Here is a 16,975-nt window from a genome sequence, read left to right as displayed (position 1 = left end):
CGCCCACCAACGGTGACGGGTCAGCGGGAGACGGCGCTAGTTAGGTAGAGCTAGGCCGCAGCGCCGCAATAAACATCGCGTCCGTACCGTGGCGGTGGGGCCACAACTGCACGAACCGCGGGTCGATGGTGCGCTCTGCATCGCTCAACCGCGCCGCAGCGTCGGTCCCCTCCAGTTCGGGCAGCAACGGGCGCACATCCATGATCTCCGCCCCGGTTTTCGCGGCGACAGCTCGTACAACATCCGTGGTCTCGGCCTGATGCGGGGAGCATGTGGAGTAGATCACCACTCCGCCCGGTGCGGTGACGCTCAAAGCGCTGGTCAGCAGTTCTTTCTGTAGGGCTACCAAGGTGGGCACGTCATCGGGTTGCTTGAACCAGCGAGCCTCCGGCCGACGGCGCAACGCTCCCAAACCAGTGCACGGTGCGTCCACAAGCACCCGGTCGAAGCCGGCTTCTGGCATGTCCAGTCCGGAAATCTCTCGTACCTTGCGACCATCACCCACGTGCACGGAAACAGGAAGGTTCTCCGTCGTGGTCTCCACAAGCTTTGCACGGTGCGGAGCAACCTCAATGGCATCTACCCGTGCATCGTCGGCCACAGCCCAGGATGCGATGAACGCGGTCTTGCCCCCAGGCCCAGAGCACAAATCTAACCAGCGGCCGTTATCCGCACGATCTGGGCCGAGGGTGCTACCTGTCTCCTCTGCTGCGCCCAGCTGGGCTCGCACCAGCGCCAACGCAATTAGCTGTGAACCCTCATCTTGCACGCTCGCCAGTCGGTCGCGCACTGGTTCAATTCCGCTGGGTGAGCCCTCGGACAGGTACACTGCGTACGGGCTGAACCTTCCTTCTTCGCCCCCGGTCACCAGCGCCAGCTCTTCGGCGGACATTTGACCCGGGCGCGCTGCGAGATGTACCTGGGGCCGTTCATCATCGGCAGCCAAAGCCTGGGCGAGGTCGTCGGCCTGTGTGGAGTCTGTTCCCCCGAGTGCAGCGTTGAATGCAGAAGCAATCCACCCTGGGTGGGCATGCCGCAGCCCCAAGTCCGCGATGGAATTCCCGTCGGTCACTTTGTGTAACCATTCGTCGGCGGGTGTGCGGGTAATCGTGCGTAGCACTCCATTGACGAAACCGCTGGCCTTGCCCTCGCCGTTGGCCTTTGCCAGCTCAACGGATGTATCAACCGCTGCATGATCATCCACCCGGGTGCGCAGAATCTGGTAGGCGCCCAACCGCAAAATGTCCAACACCACTGCGTCGATCTTGGACACTGGTCGACCCGCAGCCTTGGCAATCACCGCATCGAGCAGTCCCAGCGCGCGTAGGGTGCCGTAGGTCAATTCGGTGGCGAAGGCAGCATCTCGCCCTTGCAAGCCGTGGCGCTTTAGTGCTTTCGGCAGCACCAAGTTGGCAAAAGCCCCATCCTGGGTTACTCCCCGAATCACTTCCAGCACCACGTCGCGCACTGGCTCGCCACTTCCGCGTTGGTGGTGTGACCGCTGCTTATGTTCCGGGCGGCGCTGGTGGTAGCCGCGGCTCACCGTTCCGCGGTGGTCGCCGTCTTTCTGGTCCCGACGCCCACGTTGACCCTTACTCCCAGATCCCTTGGCACTCCTGCTGCCGGTGCCTTCCCGCACTGCGTGGGGGTTTTCCCGAGGAGCATCTCCACGACGAGCAGATTCGGACCGCGAACGAAAACCCATGAGTTATTCCTTACCTTCGGTAGTGCAGCTAGATTGCGTTTGACCGTTTTCCGCGGTGCCTTTCATGGCGGACTCTTTCACGACTGGCTCATTCGCTGCGGGCTTATGCGCCTCGGACTTGGCCTCCGCAGCTCTACTACCTGCGTGCCCAGAATCCGGGTAGTGGGCGTAGGGAACCGTGGGCTCGGTGTCCACTGGGGATGCGAATACCGGTTGCGTATCGAGTAATTGTTCTTGTCCGCGCGCCCAATCAACTGCGGCCATCATCTTTTTGCCCGGAGGCTGGATGTACATGATACGCAGCGCCTCAGTGGCAGTACCCACCCAGACTCCCTTCTTCGTGGCGAGTAATTGCCCGGGCTGCAGTTGCTGTAGATCGGGAATAGTCACAGAGCTCGGGGAGCTATCGCCTACCTGGCTGGCTCCGGCTGCGTAGTCTGCCGGAAGCATGAGACCGATCTTGTAGCGCTGATCCTGCAACACGGTCCATGCTCCAGGGGCAGGCGTGTGTGCACGCGCAACCCGTTGAATGACCGCGCTGGGAAGGCGCCAGTCGATTTGGGCGTCTGCCGACGAAATCTTTGCGGCGTGGGTCGCGTGGGCGTCGTCCTGAGAAGCAAGCGATGCCGAACCCTCGCCCAAAGCCACCAATGCATCGGCTAGCAACTCACGTCCAGAATAAGTCAGGCGCGTGAGCACGTCGTCTGCCGTGTCCCCCACACCAATGGTTTCGTCGTTGGTTGCTATGACCGGCCCTGTATCTAGACCGCGCTCAATGCGGAAGATCGACGCGCCCGTATGGGTATCGCCGGCAGCGATGGCAGCTTGAACCGGGGCGGCACCGCGCCATCGTGGCAGCAACGAGAAGTGGAGATTAACCCAACCGTGTTGCACCACGTCCAGCAAATCCGCGGGAATGAGGTTGCCATAGGCGACCACGGCGATCGCTTGCACCCCAGAATCGGCCAAATCGGCCAACTGGTTCCTTGCGTCTTGGCCGTCTTCAGTGCCGTCCTTGAGGGTCGACCACTTGTATATCGGCAGATCGTGCTTAGCTGCGACCTCGGCCACGGCGCTGGGCCGGAGCATTCGCCCTCGCCCCCTTTTTGCATCGGGCTGGGTGATCACCGCAGTCACTTCCAAGCGCTCATCGGTCAGCAGGTGCTGTAGTGTGACCGCGGCTGGTTCAGGGGTTCCGGCAAAAATAATCTTCATGAATTGAACCACTCCGACTGACGGATTTCTTTCATCGCTTCCTTGCGTTCTTCCGAAGATAGGTGCTTCAGAAACATAACACCGTCAAGGTGATCGGTTTCGTGCTGTACGCAGCGGGCGAGAAGCTCTGTAACCTCCCGATCCACAGGCTCCCCATCCACGGTTACGCCTGTGACACGAACCCGCATAGCACGGGTGACCGTGCCCCCGATTCCGGGAACGGATAGGCAGCCCTCGGGGCCGGTCTGGTCTTCCTCACCCACGCGCTCCCACACGGGGTTGATGATGTGACCGCGGTCCCCGTCGCAGTCGTAGACGAATACGCGTTTAGTCACTCCCACCTGGTTGGCCGCCAGCCCCACCCCACCATAGTGATCCATGGTCTCCAACATGTCGGTGACCAGGGTTCTCACGGCGGGATCGCCCACGTCTTCACTCCGAATTGGGTCAGCAACGGTGCGCAACACTGGGTCGCCAAAATAGCGCATGGGTAGGACTGTCATGTGCTCTAGCCTAACTGATGGGCACGACAGCTCCGCGGCTAGCGTGGCACCTAGAATCAACCCACGCGCACCGGGTTCATCACGATCCTTAAAGGGCCATTGTTGCGCTGTGCCCCGCGAATCGATTGGGCAACTTTGAGGCTATGGCCCAGCAACATGCCGTCGCTCGCGGGGATGCGCACGATCAACCGGCGGCCTTCATCTGCATGGCTTGCCGCCAGGCCCGCGGGCAATCGGATTCCGGGCGGCAGCTCTACCGGCCCCAGTAGTTCGGCACTCGCCGGTTGCTCCCAAGCAGCCTGTAGCTGATCGATGGTGTCCCGCGTCCCGTCGATCGCAGCCATCGTGACGGCCGGTGGAAAACCCGCTTCTTGCCGGGAGGCCAATTCCCTTCTGGCCGCCCCCGGAGCGTCCCACTTGATGAGGTCCTGGACGGGGCGCAGCCACGCTTCTGCGACGACGACAACCACGCCTCCATCGGCATGGGGCGCTACTAGAGCAGCCGCTTCCAGCCAGTGGCGTAGCGCCTTTTCTGTTGCTCGCAAATCCGCGCGGCCCAGCTGCATCCACGGGTCCATAATCACGGCCGCTCCGTATAAACCACCTGTGACATGCGGTTCCGCACCTGGGGTGGCTACGACAATGGCGGGGGAATTCGGGACCTCGGAGAGCACGTGGTCCCCCGCCGAAGAAATGATCCGGACTCCGGGGAATGCCCTTCCCAGCTCTTGGGCCGTGCGATCCTGGCCCACGATGTTCAGGCGTAAGCCTCGGTGACCGCACTCCGGGCAGCTAAATACTCCCGCAGACGCCCCGCACCACCGGCACCTCGGTGTCTGTGGGGTACCGTCCTCCCCAGCCCCGGGCAACTCCAGGGGCCCATTGCACTTGCGGCACCTAGCCGGGGTACGGCAGTTTGAGCAGGAAATAGACGGTGCATATCCACGGCGCGGAACGTGCACAAGTGCAGGTTTCCCCCCATCCAGGGCCGTGCGAATGGCCTCAAACCCCATCGTGGGCAAACGAGATCCGGGGGCATGGAGTTCGCGCTCAATCGTGTTGTCGGAATCCGCAAGTGCCCGGATCCACGGCCGGTGGGAGCGCATGTGTTCGGCCTGTGGCAAGACTGGGTGCATGAAGCCTTCGTCAATCCACTGCTGAATTTCTGCACTGCGATGCACACCGATGACCATCATGGAGGCACCGGCCTGTTCCGCCTGCAAGCGTAAAACATCCCGTGCGTGCAGATACGGTGCCCGCGGATCCACGAGGTTATCGTCGGACTCTCCAAAAAGGACAATGAGTCCCAGATTAGTCACCGGGGCCAACATGGCCGACCGAGTGCCCACCACCACGCGCGCCTGTCCTGCCAGAATCGACAGATACCGGCGGTAGCGCGCACTGGGGCCAAGATCTGCGGTTAATTCCGTGATCTGGCTGCTGGACAGCCACGCGGACAGAGCCTTGGTGATGCGCCCAATTTCACGCGCATTCGGAGCGATGAGCAACACGCCCTGGCCGTGCATGGCCACGGCGGTTGCCACATCCGCGGCCAACTGATGGAGGTTGTGCCCAGGGATCCCCAGCACATGGGCATGGGCACTGCGCGAATCCAGCGCGGCGTCGAGAAAATTAGTGCCAAAGCGGTAGCGAGATAGAGCCTCCTGCGCGGCCTGAAGGGAATCGGCGCGAAGCTCCTCCCACGAGACCGATGCGCTACCCAATTGATCCCAGGGTTTGCCACCACTGAACAGTCCGGCTTTTTCTGCACTGGCGTGTCGCGCTGGTAGAACCGAACGCAGTATGTCCGAGCGGGTGCCCGCGAAGCGCTCCGCGAGGGTGTTGACGGCATCCCACAGCTGAGGAGTAAGCAAACGCAGCGGTGAAATTACGCGCTCGATGGGGCGAAGGGTGCCTTCGTGATCCGTGTGCGAACGCCGCTCGATCAGGAGCGCATCGACGAGCCGACCAGCAAAACGAACACGCACCCGAACCCCCGGCTGCGCTTCTACTGCGTACTTGGCGGGCACGGAATAGTCGAAGAGCCGGTCCAAATGGGGCATGCCCAGCAAAGGCAGTACTCGTGCAATCGGTTGATCCAGCTTTTCGTTCACAGTGCCGAGGTTAAACCCTTTACTTCGACTGCAGGGTGGCGACGACCGACTTCAGCTCGTCGATGCGGTCCAAACGCTCCCAAGGCACGTCTAAGTCCGTGCGACCAAAGTGACCATACGCACTGGTCTGGGCGTAAATCGGGCGCTTCAGGTCGAGGTCGCGCAGGATGGCTGCGGGGCGCAGATCGAAGACCTCGCTGACTGCGGCCTGAATCAGTTCCACCGGAGCTTTTTCCGTACCGAACGTTTCCACGTACAGTCCCACCGGGCGGGCCTGACCGATGGCGTACGCGATCTGCACCTCAGCACGATCGGCAAGGCCAGCGCCCACGATGTTTTTGGCAACCCAGCGCATAGCGTACGCGCCGGAGCGGTCCACCTTCGAGGGGTCCTTGCCGGAAAACGCGCCGCCGCCGTGGCGTGCCATTCCTCCGTAGGTATCCACGATGATCTTGCGACCAGTTAGGCCCGCATCCCCAGCGGGACCGCCCAGAATGAAAGAGCCGGACGGGTTGACCAGTAGGTTCAGGTCATCGGAGACGAAGTGGCCCAGGCCGGCTTCGCCAATGCAGTGATCGACAACGTGAGTCTTCAAGCTCGCACGCAGGCTGGCCTGTTGGGCCTCACCCTCCCAGCTGGGGTCATGTTGCGTGGAGATCACGATGGTTTCGATGGAGACGGGCTTACCGGCATCGTCGTATTCGAACGTCACTTGAGTTTTGCCGTCTGGACGCAGTCCCGGAATGATGTTGTTTTTGCGGACCTCCGTCAGGCGACGGGCCAGCCGGTGTGCCAGAGAGATCGGCAGTGGCATAAATTCCGGGGTCTCATTTGTGGCGTAGCCGAACATCAGGCCCTGATCGCCTGCGCCCAGCTTGTCTTCTTCTTCCAACGAGGTGGGTTCGCCATTGCGGTGTTCGATTGCGGTATCCACGCCACGGGCGATTTCCTGGGACTGCTCGCCAACGGAGACGCTCACACCGCACGTGTGGCCATCAAAGCCCATCTCGGAACTAGTGAATCCGATCTCCAAGAGCTTGTTGCGCACAATCTGCGGAATTTCTACGTATGTGTTGGTACGAATCTCGCCAACGACGTGCACAAGACCAGTGGTCACGACCGTCTCTACTGCGACTCGGGCCTCCGGATCGCGTTCCAAAAGTGCGTCAAGGATGGAATCCGAGATCGCGTCGCAGATCTTGTCCGGGTGGCCTTCAGTCACGGATTCGCTGGTGAACAGTCGCAATGCCACGGTGTTTCCTATCGTGAGAATATTTTTAACTTCATCTGTGCTCGGCGGGCGGGTAGCCACCGGGCGGGTTCTTCGGTTATCACGCAATAGTAGACCAAGCTGTCTAGCGTTGGCCAATTACGCGGTCACAGACGGGAACAACCCCCGCCTGTTGAAAAGCCTGTCCAATTTCTACGGACGGCGTATGAGTTTACCTACCCTCATCGCGTCATTGGTCAAGGGACTCGATCTCATCCCACATCGTGGCGGCCACGCGCAGTTTAGAACCGTGGGGAACCTCCGTCACCACAACGTCGTCACCTGCGGGATGTAATAGCCACCCTTGGCTGTCCCGCTGGCCGAAAACCTTCCCGTTTCCCACCTCGTTGCACATGAGCAAATCGCAGCCTTTGCGCAACAACTTCGCTTTGCCATGGTCTAACGGGCTGTGGCTGGCATCTCCTGTTTCGGCTGCGAAGCCTACAATTTTTATTTCCGACGCCAGTTCGCCCGCACGACGTGCTTCCACCAGGCCAGCCAAAATATCCGGGTTTTCGGTAAGCGCGAGAGAGCTCAGGTCATCACCCCCACCCTTCTTCAGCTTGGCAGCCGCCACGTTGGCCGGGCGATAATCTGCCACCGCTGCAGCCATGATCACCACATCTGCATCGCGGGCCGCAGCGGTGACAGCCTGCTGCATGTCACGTGCCGAGGCCACTCGAATAACGTTTGCCCCCGAGGGCACGGGCAAATCTTCGGTAACACCGGCAATCAGGGTGACCTGTGCGCCACGCTGCACGGCCACATCTGCCAGCGCAAAGCCCTGTCGCCCTGAAGAGGCGTTCCCCAAATACCGCACCGGATCCAAAGCTTCATGTGTACCGCCCGCGCTGATCACGACTTTCCGCCCAGTCAGCGATTGGCGGTACATGTCACGGTCAGCAACTACAGCCTCAGCCAATTGCCCGATGTGATCGGGCTCAGGCAACCGACCAGGGCCCGTGTCCTTGCCAGTCAGCCGGCCGTGGGCTGGTTCCAACACGACGGTGCCGCGAGATCGCAGCAAAGCCACGTTGTCGCGGGTGGCGGGGTGTTGCCACATTTCGGTATGCATCGCGGGGGCCAGAACCACGGGGCAGGTTGCCACCAAACAGCTGGCAGTAAGCAGATCGTCTGCACGGCCCTGTGCCAACCGTGCCATGAGGTCGGCAGTGGCTGGGGCAATGACGATGAGGTCTGCTTCCTGTCCCAGACGCACGTGCTGCACCTCATCGACCTTGTCGAAGACGTCGGTGGAGACCGGATTCCCGGACAGTGCTTCGAACGTGGCAGCGCCCACAAATCGCAGCGCGGTGGACGTTGGAATTACGTTGACATGGTGACCCTTTTCCGTGAAGTACCGAACTAGGTGGGCGGCCTTAAACGCGGCAATGCCGCCCCCTACGCCGATAACGACGCGGAGCGGCATGTTGTCAGATTTCCCGGTTGAAGAATCATTCACACCGGATAGCCTAGCCTGTTTAACCTTCGGTGTGTTCCAGCAGATCCTTGTTGATCTCACGCAAGGCAATCGACAGTGGCTTTTCCTGAGCTTCTGGGGTTACCAAGGGCCCCACGAACTCGAATACACCTTCGTCGACTGTCTGGAAGTAATCGTTGATCTGACGCGCGCGCTTGGCAGCGAAAATAACCAACGCATACTTGGAGGAGACCTTAGTCAGGAGCTCATCGATCGGCGGATTAGTGATGCCAACTGGCGGATCGAACACCGTCTCGTTCGAATTCACGTCCTGGTTTGCCACGGTATGCACCTTCTTTTAGTAGTTACTGCTGGAAAAATTGCGGGGAGCTACCACCCGCACTTGAGCCCTTATTAAGAGCTTAGCGGTTCAGAATCTCGCTGATCTCAGCGACTGCCTCGTTGACATCCTCGTTGATTACAACGTGATCGAACTCCGTCTGCGCTGCCATCTCGGTCTTCGCCGTGGACAGCCGGCGGTTGATTACGTCTTCAGTTTCGGTACCACGGTTCGTGAGGCGTTGAACCAAAACTTCCCACGATGGTGGTGCGAGGAATACTGTCCGTGATTCCGGAAGGAGCTTCTTGACGTTGCGGGCCCCCTCAAGATCCACCTCCACAAGCACCGGGCGGCCTTCTTCGAGGGCGCTCTCCACGGGCTGTCGTGGTGTTCCGGACAGCTGCAAACCACCGTGAATCTCGGCCCATTCGAGCATTTTCCCAGAATCAATATGATCTTGGAATTGCTCGCGGGTGACGTAGATATAATCCCTGCCGTCAACCTCTCCCGGGCGCGGATCGCGGGTGGTCATTGACACGCTGAAAAACAGGCCAGGTACTTCTCGGATCAACCGGGCCACCACGGTGGATTTGCCCACCGCAGAAGGCCCAGCGAGTACGACTATGCGTCGATTATTCAGGCCTGCGTTCAAGACCTACACCTCGTAGCCGAAGTGCTCCAGCAGGGCACGGCGCTGGCGGTCACCCAAGCCACGCAGGCGACGGGTCGGAGCGATCTCCAGCTGGTTCATGATCTCTTCTGCCTTGACCTTGCCAACCTTTGGCAGGGAAACCAGCAGGGAGTGGACCTTCATCTTGCCCAGGATTGGGTCGGTCTCGGCGTCCTTGAGCACCTGCTTCAGGTCGGTTGCGCCACGCTTGAGCTTCTCGCGAAGTTCTGCACGAACCTTGCGGGCCTCAGCGGCCTTCTTCAGTGCTTCTGCGCGCTGCTCCGGGGTCAACTGGGGAAGTGCCACGGGATCCTCCGTCTTTCTTGGTTTTCTCGTTATTGAACGGGTTGTTAAAGCTTCTTGTTGTGTGTGACTCCACGGCCGGAGCCACCAGTGCCGAACAGAGTACGACCGCACCCTCCGGCTTCTTCCGCACCACAGTCAGAACCGGCTTGCCCAAGCGGGCGATCAGCCTGCGCGGTCGAAGTTACCGTGTTCGAACCATCTCCGACGGTGAATTATCGGAAGCAGAGTTGGATACTAGGGTATCCCACTCACCACTGCCAACCGACACACCTTAAATGACTGTAAATCACTCGCGGGCATTCGGGGGCCAGTTGCGTGCAACTAACCCGCCGATTCGCGAAAAATCAGAGCTGTATGCGAAACGACGAAGGTCAGTCTAGCACGGGTTTACCCAGCTAAACCAACATCTCGCTAGTGAGCTTAGCCACCGCTTCGCCAAGTTCGCCAACGTCTGGGCCATGTTTGAGAATTTCTCGGGAAACATTTGGGCTCACCAACGAGCCCGCTTGCCCCGCAATTCGCTTCACGTCGGCCATCGTGCCACCCTGCGCACCCACGCCAGGCATTAACACCATGCCACCCACCTCGTCTAGTCGTGGTGGATCGTTCACAGTCGCACCCACTACAACGCCCAAGTTGCCAGCCGCCGCGCCGTACTCCCGGTTGGCTGCCGCCACCCGGTTGACGATGTCTTGGGCCAGTGTCGCTGGGGCCTTCTCCCCCGCCACTAGCGGGTCTTTTTCCTTCGACGCCACGCTGGGCCCACCCTCAAATGGACTGGTAACTACGGCACTTTGAACTGAGGGGGCCTCGGGGTTGCTGGTGGCCGCGAGCACAATGACGCCAGCACCGTTGTCATCTGCGACCTTTTTCACAGGCTGCAGGGAATCAAAACCCAACCACGGCGAAACCGTCATGGCATCCGAGCACAGCGGTGAATCAGGATGTACCCATGCCCTGGCGTACCCAGCCATGGTGCTGCCGATGTCACCGCGCTTAGCATCGGCAATCACCAGTACCCCGTGCCGCCGCAACTCGAAGATTGCTTCTTCGAGCACCGCGAATCCTGTGGAGCCAAAGGCCTCGTAGAACGCCACTTGGGGCTTCACAACACATGCGGTAGGTGCGAATGCCTCCACACAGATGCGGGTGAACTTACGAAGCCCCTCTGCGTTCACCCCAAGGCCCCAATCTTTCAGCAACTGTTCGTGGGGATCAATACCTACGCACAGCTTTCCGTGGGACTGGGCACGTTCTAGAAATCGCTCGCCAAACGTGGGACGGGCGGGTGACTCGGTCATGAGTGCTTCACATCCTGAATGGCGTACACACCAGGCTCTGCGCGCAACAAAGCCTCAATGCCCTGGACAGCGGCCACGATGCCCTGGACGGTGGTCACACATGGCACGCTGTAATTAACGGTCGCAGAGCGGATCTCGTAACCATCGGTGCGGGAGTGATCGGAACCGGCCGGAGTGTTGATGACCAAATCGATTTCTCCATCGCGGATGTAATCGACCACGGTCCTCACATTGCTGGCGCCTTCTGCATTGACCGTGTGCTCTCCGCTAGCGGAGACGGCTTTCCCAGCAGCAGCGTTGACCCCCCTGCTTCCATCCACCTCGGTGACCTTGGCAATGGTCGTGCATTCCACACCATTTCGGCGCAGCATTTCGGCCGTGCCAGTAGTGGCCAAGATGTTGAAGCCCAGGGAGGACAAACGCAGGATTGGCAGCAACAGGGCTCGCTTGTCTCGATTAGCGACAGAAACGAAGACCGTGCCGGACGTTGGGAGTTCACCAAACGCCGCTAATTGGCCCTTGGCGAAGGCAATGCCGAACTCGCGGTCCAAGCCCATGACCTCACCGGTGGACTTCATCTCGGGGCTCAGCAACGAATCCATGACTTGCCCGTTCGGGCTACGGAAACGGTTGAACGGCAACACCGCTTCCTTCACCGCAACGAGGTGATCCATTGGCAGGGAGCCACCGTCGCGGTCGGACGGCAACATGCCCTCTTCCAACAGCTCAGGAATCGTGGCACCAAGCATGATGCGAGAGGCAGCTTTTGCCAGATATACACCGGTGGCCTTGGAAACGAATGGCACCGTACGAGAGGCTCGTGGGTTGGCCTCGATGACATACAAAGTGTCGTCTTTCAGGGCAAACTGCACGTTCATCAGGCCCTTCACACCAATGCCGTGGGCGAGAGCCGCCGTGGAGGCACGAACTTGGTCAATATCCTGCTTGCTCAAGGTCACCGGCGGCAGAGCACAGGAGGAGTCACCGGAGTGGATACCGGCTTCCTCGATGTGCTCCATAACACCTGCGAGGTAAACGTTCTCCCCATCGCAGAGGGCATCCACGTCAATCTCGATCGCGGAATCCAAGAAGCGGTCTACCAGCACGGGGTGATCAGCCGTGATCTCCGTGGCGCGGGAAATGTAGTCCTCCAGGTGCGCCTCGTCATAGACGATCTCCATGCCACGGCCACCCAGCACATAGGAAGGGCGAACCAGAACGGGGTAACCGATGCGTGCTGCCACCTCGCGGGCTTCTTCGAAGCTGGTAGCTGTGCCGTATGCAGGCGCTGGCAGGCCAGCGCGCTCCAGCACCTTCCCGAATTCGCCACGGTCCTCGGCGAGGTTAATGGCCTCGGGGCTCGTACCCACAATCGGCACACCTGCATCTGCGAGCCGCTGTGCCAAGCCCAACGGGGTTTGACCACCCAATTGCACAATCACGCCGGCAATTTCTCCGGACTGAGCCTCGGCGTGGTAAACCTCCATAACATCCTCAAACGTCAGCGGCTCGAAGTACAGGCGATCTGCAGTGTCGTAGTCGGTGGAAACGGTCTCTGGATTGCAGTTGACCATGACGGTCTCGTATCCCACGCGGGACAGTTCCAACGCAGCGTGCACACAGGAGTAATCAAACTCGATTCCCTGACCAATGCGGTTCGGGCCGGAGCCCAGAATCAGAACCTTTTTCTTGTCCTTTTGCTCCACGACCTCGGATTCCGCAGCGGGATCCAGTTCGTAGGAGGAGTAGTGGTAAGGGGTCTTTGCCTCGAACTCCGCTGCACACGTATCCACCGTTTTGAATACTGGGCGGATTCCCAGGGACCAGCGCAGGGAACGCACCCCGTCTTCTCCGGCCAGCTCGGGGCGCAGTGCGGCGATCTGACGATCGGACAGGCCATAGTATTTGGCCTCGCGCAGCAGTTCTTCAGTGAGCACGGGGGCGTCGATAAGCTCCTGCCGGAAGTCCACCAAAGCCTTGACCTCGTGCAAGAACCAGGGGTCGATTCCGGAGGCCTGGTACACCTCGTCAATGGTGGCGCCCAATCGCAGTGCCAGCTCCACGTCGTACATACGCCCCTCGGTCGGGCGCTTCAGATCTTCCAGAACCGCAGCCTTATCGGAGGCGCGCACGCCAGCGTAGTACTCGTCGGAGGTAGTCCAGAAACCGCTTTGCTTGGTCTCCAAAGAACGCATGACCTTGTTCAGGCCCGTGATGTAGTTGCGACCCACGGCCATTGCTTCACCCACGGACTTCATGGTGGTCGTCAGCGTGTCGTCCGCACCGGGGAACTTCTCAAACGCAAAGCGCGGAGCCTTGACGATGACGTAGTCCAGGGTGGGCTCGAACGCAGCTGGGGTGACCTCGGTGATGTCGTTTCGTACCTCGTCCAGGGAGTATCCGATGGCCAGTTTGGCGGCCAGCTTCGCGATGGGGAAACCGGTCGCCTTGGAAGCCAGTGCGGAGGACCGGGACACACGCGGATTCATCTCGATGGTGATGATGCGGCCGTCCTTGGGATTGATGGCGAACTGGATGTTACAACCGCCGGTGTCCACACCAACTTCGCGCAGAATCGCGATACCCTGATCACGCATCGTCTGGAACTCGCGGTCCGTCAATGTCATGGATGGGGCGACGGTGACCGAGTCACCGGTGTGCACGCCCAGCGCATCGACGTTTTCAATGGAGCAGACAACCACCACGTTGTCCTTACCATCGCGCATAAGCTCCAGCTCGAATTCTTTCCAGCCCAAGATCGATTCTTCGATGAGCACATTGGCCTCGGGAGATGCAGCCAAACCGCCGCCGGCGATCCGCTCTAGGTCCTCAGTGGTGTACGCCAGGCCGGAACCCAGGCCACCCATCGTGAACGACGGACGAACGACGACGGGCAGGCCCAGCTCCGTCACGGTCGCGTGGACTTCCTCCATGTTGTGGCATACCCGGGAGCGAGCCGAAGACCCGCCGATCTTCTCCACAATGTCTTTGAACTTCTGCCGGTCCTCGCCGCGCTCAATGGCTTCGATATCCGCACCGATGAGTTCTACACCGTACTTTTCCAGGATGCCCAGGCGGTCCAGCTGGATGGCGGCGTTCAGTGCGGTCTGACCACCCAAGGTCGCCAGAACCGCGTCCACCTTGTGACCGGCTAATTGCTCTGCTTTAAAGATCTTCTCGATGTACTCGGGCTGAATCGGCTCGATGTACGTGTGGTCGGCGAACTCCGGGTCGGTCATGATGGTGGCCGGATTAGAGTTGATCAAGGTGACTCGAAGGCCCTCCTCCTTCAACACACGGCAAGCCTGCGTTCCGGAGTAGTCAAACTCACAGGCTTGGCCGATCACGATAGGACCGGAACCGATAACGAGGACGTGGTTGATGTCTTCACGACGTGGCATGGGGTTTCCTCAGAAGCTTTCTCTGTTAACTGGGTTTATATGGTTACGGCTGGAAATGTGAAAAGCAGTCAGCACAAAAAAGGGGGCTGGCGCAATTCTTTAAGCCTTATCCAACATCTCGAAGAACTGGTCGAACAGTGGGTTTGCATCGTGGGGACCGGCAGCCGATTCGGGGTGGTACTGCACCGAAAACGCGGAGCCGTCCAGGAGGGCCACGCCCTCCACAACATCATCATTGAGGCACGTATGGGTGACTTGAGCTTCACCGAAGGGGGTGGAGAACTTCTCCCCTGGCTTACCCTTCAACGCGAATCCGTGGTTCTGGGCGGTGATGTCAATGCGTCCGGTCACGTGATTGATGACGGGTACGTTCACACCGCGGTGGCCGAACTTCAGCTTGTATGTCTCCATGCCCAGCGCACGCCCTAGGATCTGGTTGCCGAAGCAGATGCCGAAGAACGGAATCTTTGCCTCCAAAACTTTCTTCACTTCTGCGATTGTGGCATCAGCCGTCGCGGGGTCACCAGGACCGTTGGAGACGAATACGCCCGTTGCTCCGTGCTCCTTCATCAGTTCCTGTACGCGCTCAAAGCTGGTGTTGTGTGGCACCACCACGGTCCGCACTCCGCGCTTGGAAAATTCGCGAGGTGTGTTCGTCTTGATACCCATGTCGTAAGCGATGACCGTGTACCGAGTTTCGCCCTCCGGCTCTACGATGTAAACCTCATCGGTGGAAACGTCCCCGGCCAGATCTGCGCCCTCCATTGACGGCTGGCTTTTAACCTTCGCGATCATCTCATCGTCGCTGACCAGGGCGGCGTCGCCAGAAAAAATGCCGGCAGCAACCGAGCCTTTGTCGCGCAGGTGGCGCACGATAGCGCGAGTGTCCACGCCCTGAATGCCCACGATGTTCTGGGCGGTCATCTCGTCTTCTAGGCTGCGGTTGGCGCGCCAGTTACTCACTGTCCGAGACAAGTCACGGATAACCAAACCGGCCACCCAGATCTTGTCGTTGCGGGATTCGCCGTCCTCGTCATTCCATCCGGTGTTGCCGATCTGGGGTGCGGTCGCCACAACGATCTGACGGTGGTAGCTGGGGTCCGTCATGGTCTCCTGGTAACCGGTCATGGCTGTGGTGAAGACCGCTTCGCCGAGAGTCGTGCCCTGTGCGCCGAAGGCACGGCCACGGAAGATACGGCCGTCGGCCAAAACCAGGGCTGCGGGGGTACGGGTCATTAGTGTCCTCTTTTCATTGTGCTTATCATGAAGCGTGCGTGGTGTGTACGCGGTTGGCGCCTTTTTTGACCGACGCCGCCACGGAAATCCCTTTACTCGGTTACCGCTAGGCCCTCGCGACAAGTGACCTTGCCTCGCAGGATGGTGGTGCTAATTTTCACGGGCATGTCCATCCCCTCGTAGGGAGTGTTGCGGGATTTGGATGCCATTTTCTCGCCCTCGGCAACCCACGATGTGGTCGTATCGACCACACAGAGGTTGGCGGGCTCGCCCACTGCGATGGGGCGACCGTGACCTGGCAGCTTGGTGATCTGCGCTGGGCGCTCGGACATCACGCGGGCGACGAATCGCCAGTCCTGATCGCCGTTGAGTACGAAGATCTGTGCAATCAGCGCCAGTGAGGTCTCCAGACCCAACATGCCTGGTCGGGCCTTGTCGAACTCGCAGCACTTTTCTTCGGATCCGTGTGGTGCATGATCGGTAGCCACGCAGTCGATGATGCCATCGACCAGGGCTTGCCGCAGAGCGCGCGTGTCGCGCTCTTCGCGAAGTGGCGGGTTCACGCGGTTTACGCCATCGAAGGTTTCCAGTCGCTCATCCGTAAGAATCAGGTGGTGCGGGGTGACCTCAGCGGTCAGTGGGATGTTTTGGGCCTTCGCCCATTTCAGCAACTCCACGGTTCCCTCGGTGGATGCGTGACAGATATGCACGCGCCCACCGTAGTCGCGGGCCATGATGGCATCGCGCGCCACGATGGATTCCTCCGCCACGCGGGGCCAACCGCGCAAACCCAAGCGCGCTGCATGATCGCCCTCGTGCGCGACTGCGCCTTCGGTGAGGCGCGGTTCTTCGCAGTGCTGAGCCAGCAGCACATCTACACCGCGGGAGTACTCGATGGCACGGCGCATGAGGCGCGGATCGTCTACACACTTTCCGTCATCGGAGAACATGCGCACCTTGGCATCGGAATCGGCCATCATGCCGAACTCGGTTAGTTCTTTACCCTGCAAGCCCTTGGAGATGGAACCCACGGGGTGGACGTCGCACAGGTTGGTCTTCTGGCCCTTGTACCATACGGTTTCGGCGATCGTCGGGTTGTCCATCACCGGCGCGGTGTTGGCCATTGTGAAAACGGCCGTGAAACCGCCCTGAGCGGCCGCTGCCGAACCAGTCGCCACGGTCTCCGTATCCTCGCGGCCTGGTTCGCGAAGATGAACATGCATATCCACTAACCCCGGAAGTAGGATTTGGCCGGTGAGGTCCAGTACCTCAGCATTCGCCGCAGCAGTTTTACCGGCGGCCTGGCCGATTTCTGCGATCACGCCATCGCGCAGGAGGACATCGGTGGGCTCTCCTTCACCGTAAATCAGCACCCCTTGCAGCAGGACCTCGGCCTCAGCGCCCGTCGGTACCGGGGCGAGGTCGCCGGTGACGGGGTACGCACGATCATCGGGGTAGGTAGCCGCAGGTGATTTGTCGTTGTTGGTCATGGCA

12 protein-coding genes and 1 pseudogene are annotated in these 16,975 nt (G+C 60.1%); all 13 read right to left on the bottom strand.

The genetic code is table 11. From position 1 onward, the window contains the following. Positions 1-40: 40 nt before the first annotated feature. The 13 genes and pseudogenes from HMPREF3098_RS05590 to HMPREF3098_RS05530 all read right to left on the bottom strand — a co-directional run bounded on the left by HMPREF3098_RS05590 (position 41) and on the right by HMPREF3098_RS05530 (position 16,971). Positions 41-1,705 (bottom strand): RsmB/NOP family class I SAM-dependent RNA methyltransferase, encoded by a 1,665-nt coding sequence (locus tag HMPREF3098_RS05590; RefSeq protein ID WP_070434305.1) that lies wholly within the window; start codon positions 1,703-1,705, stop codon positions 41-43. Between the two features lie 186 nt (positions 1,706-1,891). Next, positions 1,892-2,920: pseudogene (locus HMPREF3098_RS05585) on the bottom strand (methionyl-tRNA formyltransferase); the annotation flags it as partial. After that, positions 2,917-3,423: a peptide deformylase gene (gene def / locus HMPREF3098_RS05580; protein ID WP_070434304.1), complete on the bottom strand. Its 507-nt coding sequence runs from the start codon at positions 3,421-3,423 to the stop codon at positions 2,917-2,919. The pseudogene HMPREF3098_RS05585 and the gene def, both read right to left, overlap by 4 nt. A 56-nt stretch (positions 3,424-3,479) precedes the next feature. Beyond that, positions 3,480-5,537 (bottom strand): primosomal protein N', encoded by a 2,058-nt coding sequence (locus HMPREF3098_RS05575; RefSeq protein WP_083284151.1) that lies wholly within the window; start codon positions 5,535-5,537, stop codon positions 3,480-3,482. Between the two features lie 19 nt (positions 5,538-5,556). Then, positions 5,557-6,789 carry a methionine adenosyltransferase gene (metK, locus tag HMPREF3098_RS05570; protein ID WP_070434328.1) on the bottom strand — a complete coding sequence of 411 codons (1,233 nt, stop codon included), beginning with the start codon at positions 6,787-6,789 and terminating at the stop codon, positions 5,557-5,559. Between the two features lie 208 nt (positions 6,790-6,997). Continuing rightward, the gene (coaBC, locus tag HMPREF3098_RS05565; protein WP_070434303.1) at positions 6,998-8,269 is read right to left on the bottom strand and encodes a bifunctional phosphopantothenoylcysteine decarboxylase/phosphopantothenate--cysteine ligase CoaBC; all 1,272 of its coding nucleotides are present in this window, start codon (positions 8,267-8,269) and stop codon (positions 6,998-7,000) included. Between the two features lie 19 nt (positions 8,270-8,288). Then, a complete protein-coding gene (gene rpoZ, locus HMPREF3098_RS05560) occupies positions 8,289-8,570 on the bottom strand; it encodes a DNA-directed RNA polymerase subunit omega (RefSeq protein WP_035113138.1) in 282 nt (93 codons plus the stop codon). 79 nt (positions 8,571-8,649) lie between these two features. Then, positions 8,650-9,219 carry a guanylate kinase gene (gene gmk, locus HMPREF3098_RS05555; RefSeq protein ID WP_070434302.1) on the bottom strand — a complete coding sequence of 190 codons (570 nt, stop codon included), beginning with the start codon at positions 9,217-9,219 and terminating at the stop codon, positions 8,650-8,652. A 3-nt stretch (positions 9,220-9,222) separates the two neighbouring features. After that, positions 9,223-9,543 (bottom strand): integration host factor, actinobacterial type, encoded by a 321-nt coding sequence (gene mihF / locus HMPREF3098_RS05550; RefSeq protein WP_035113136.1) that lies wholly within the window; start codon positions 9,541-9,543, stop codon positions 9,223-9,225. Positions 9,544-9,938: 395 nt separating this feature from the next. Then, positions 9,939-10,844, bottom strand: coding sequence for an orotidine-5'-phosphate decarboxylase (pyrF, locus tag HMPREF3098_RS05545; RefSeq protein ID WP_070434301.1), 906 nt, complete (start codon positions 10,842-10,844; stop codon positions 9,939-9,941). Then, a complete protein-coding gene (gene carB / locus HMPREF3098_RS05540) occupies positions 10,841-14,245 on the bottom strand; it encodes a carbamoyl-phosphate synthase large subunit (protein WP_070434300.1) in 3,405 nt (1,134 codons plus the stop codon). The genes pyrF and carB overlap by 4 nt, the downstream gene beginning before the upstream one ends. A gap of 99 nt (positions 14,246-14,344) precedes the next feature. Continuing rightward, positions 14,345-15,481, bottom strand: a complete 1,137-nt coding sequence (carA, locus tag HMPREF3098_RS05535) for a glutamine-hydrolyzing carbamoyl-phosphate synthase small subunit (protein WP_035113134.1) — start codon at positions 15,479-15,481, stop codon at positions 14,345-14,347. Between the two features lie 92 nt (positions 15,482-15,573). After that, positions 15,574-16,971 (bottom strand): dihydroorotase, encoded by a 1,398-nt coding sequence (locus HMPREF3098_RS05530; RefSeq protein ID WP_070434327.1) that lies wholly within the window; start codon positions 16,969-16,971, stop codon positions 15,574-15,576. Between the last annotated feature and the right edge of the window lie 4 nt (positions 16,972-16,975).

This window comes from Corynebacterium sp. HMSC28B08 (assembly GCF_001806865.1).
Taxonomy (GTDB): Bacteria; Actinomycetota; Actinomycetes; order Mycobacteriales; family Mycobacteriaceae; genus Corynebacterium; species Corynebacterium auriscanis.
This window is presented reverse-complemented; position numbering and strand designations above follow the sequence as displayed.

Coding starts and splice junctions, on each gene's coding strand:
- HMPREF3098_RS05590 (WP_070434305.1), bottom strand. CDS start 1,705: ATGGGTTTTCGTTCGCGGTCCGAATCTGCTCGTCGTGGAGATGCTCCT.
- carA (WP_035113134.1), bottom strand. CDS start 15,481: ATGACCCGTACCCCCGCAGCCCTGGTTTTGGCCGACGGCCGTATCTTC.
- HMPREF3098_RS05530 (WP_070434327.1), bottom strand. CDS start 16,971: ATGACCAACAACGACAAATCACCTGCGGCTACCTACCCCGATGATCGT.
- def (WP_070434304.1), bottom strand. CDS start 3,423: ATGACAGTCCTACCCATGCGCTATTTTGGCGACCCAGTGTTGCGCACC.
- pyrF (WP_070434301.1), bottom strand. CDS start 10,844: ATGACCGAGTCACCCGCCCGTCCCACGTTTGGCGAGCGATTTCTAGAA.
- carB (WP_070434300.1), bottom strand. CDS start 14,245: ATGCCACGTCGTGAAGACATCAACCACGTCCTCGTTATCGGTTCCGGT.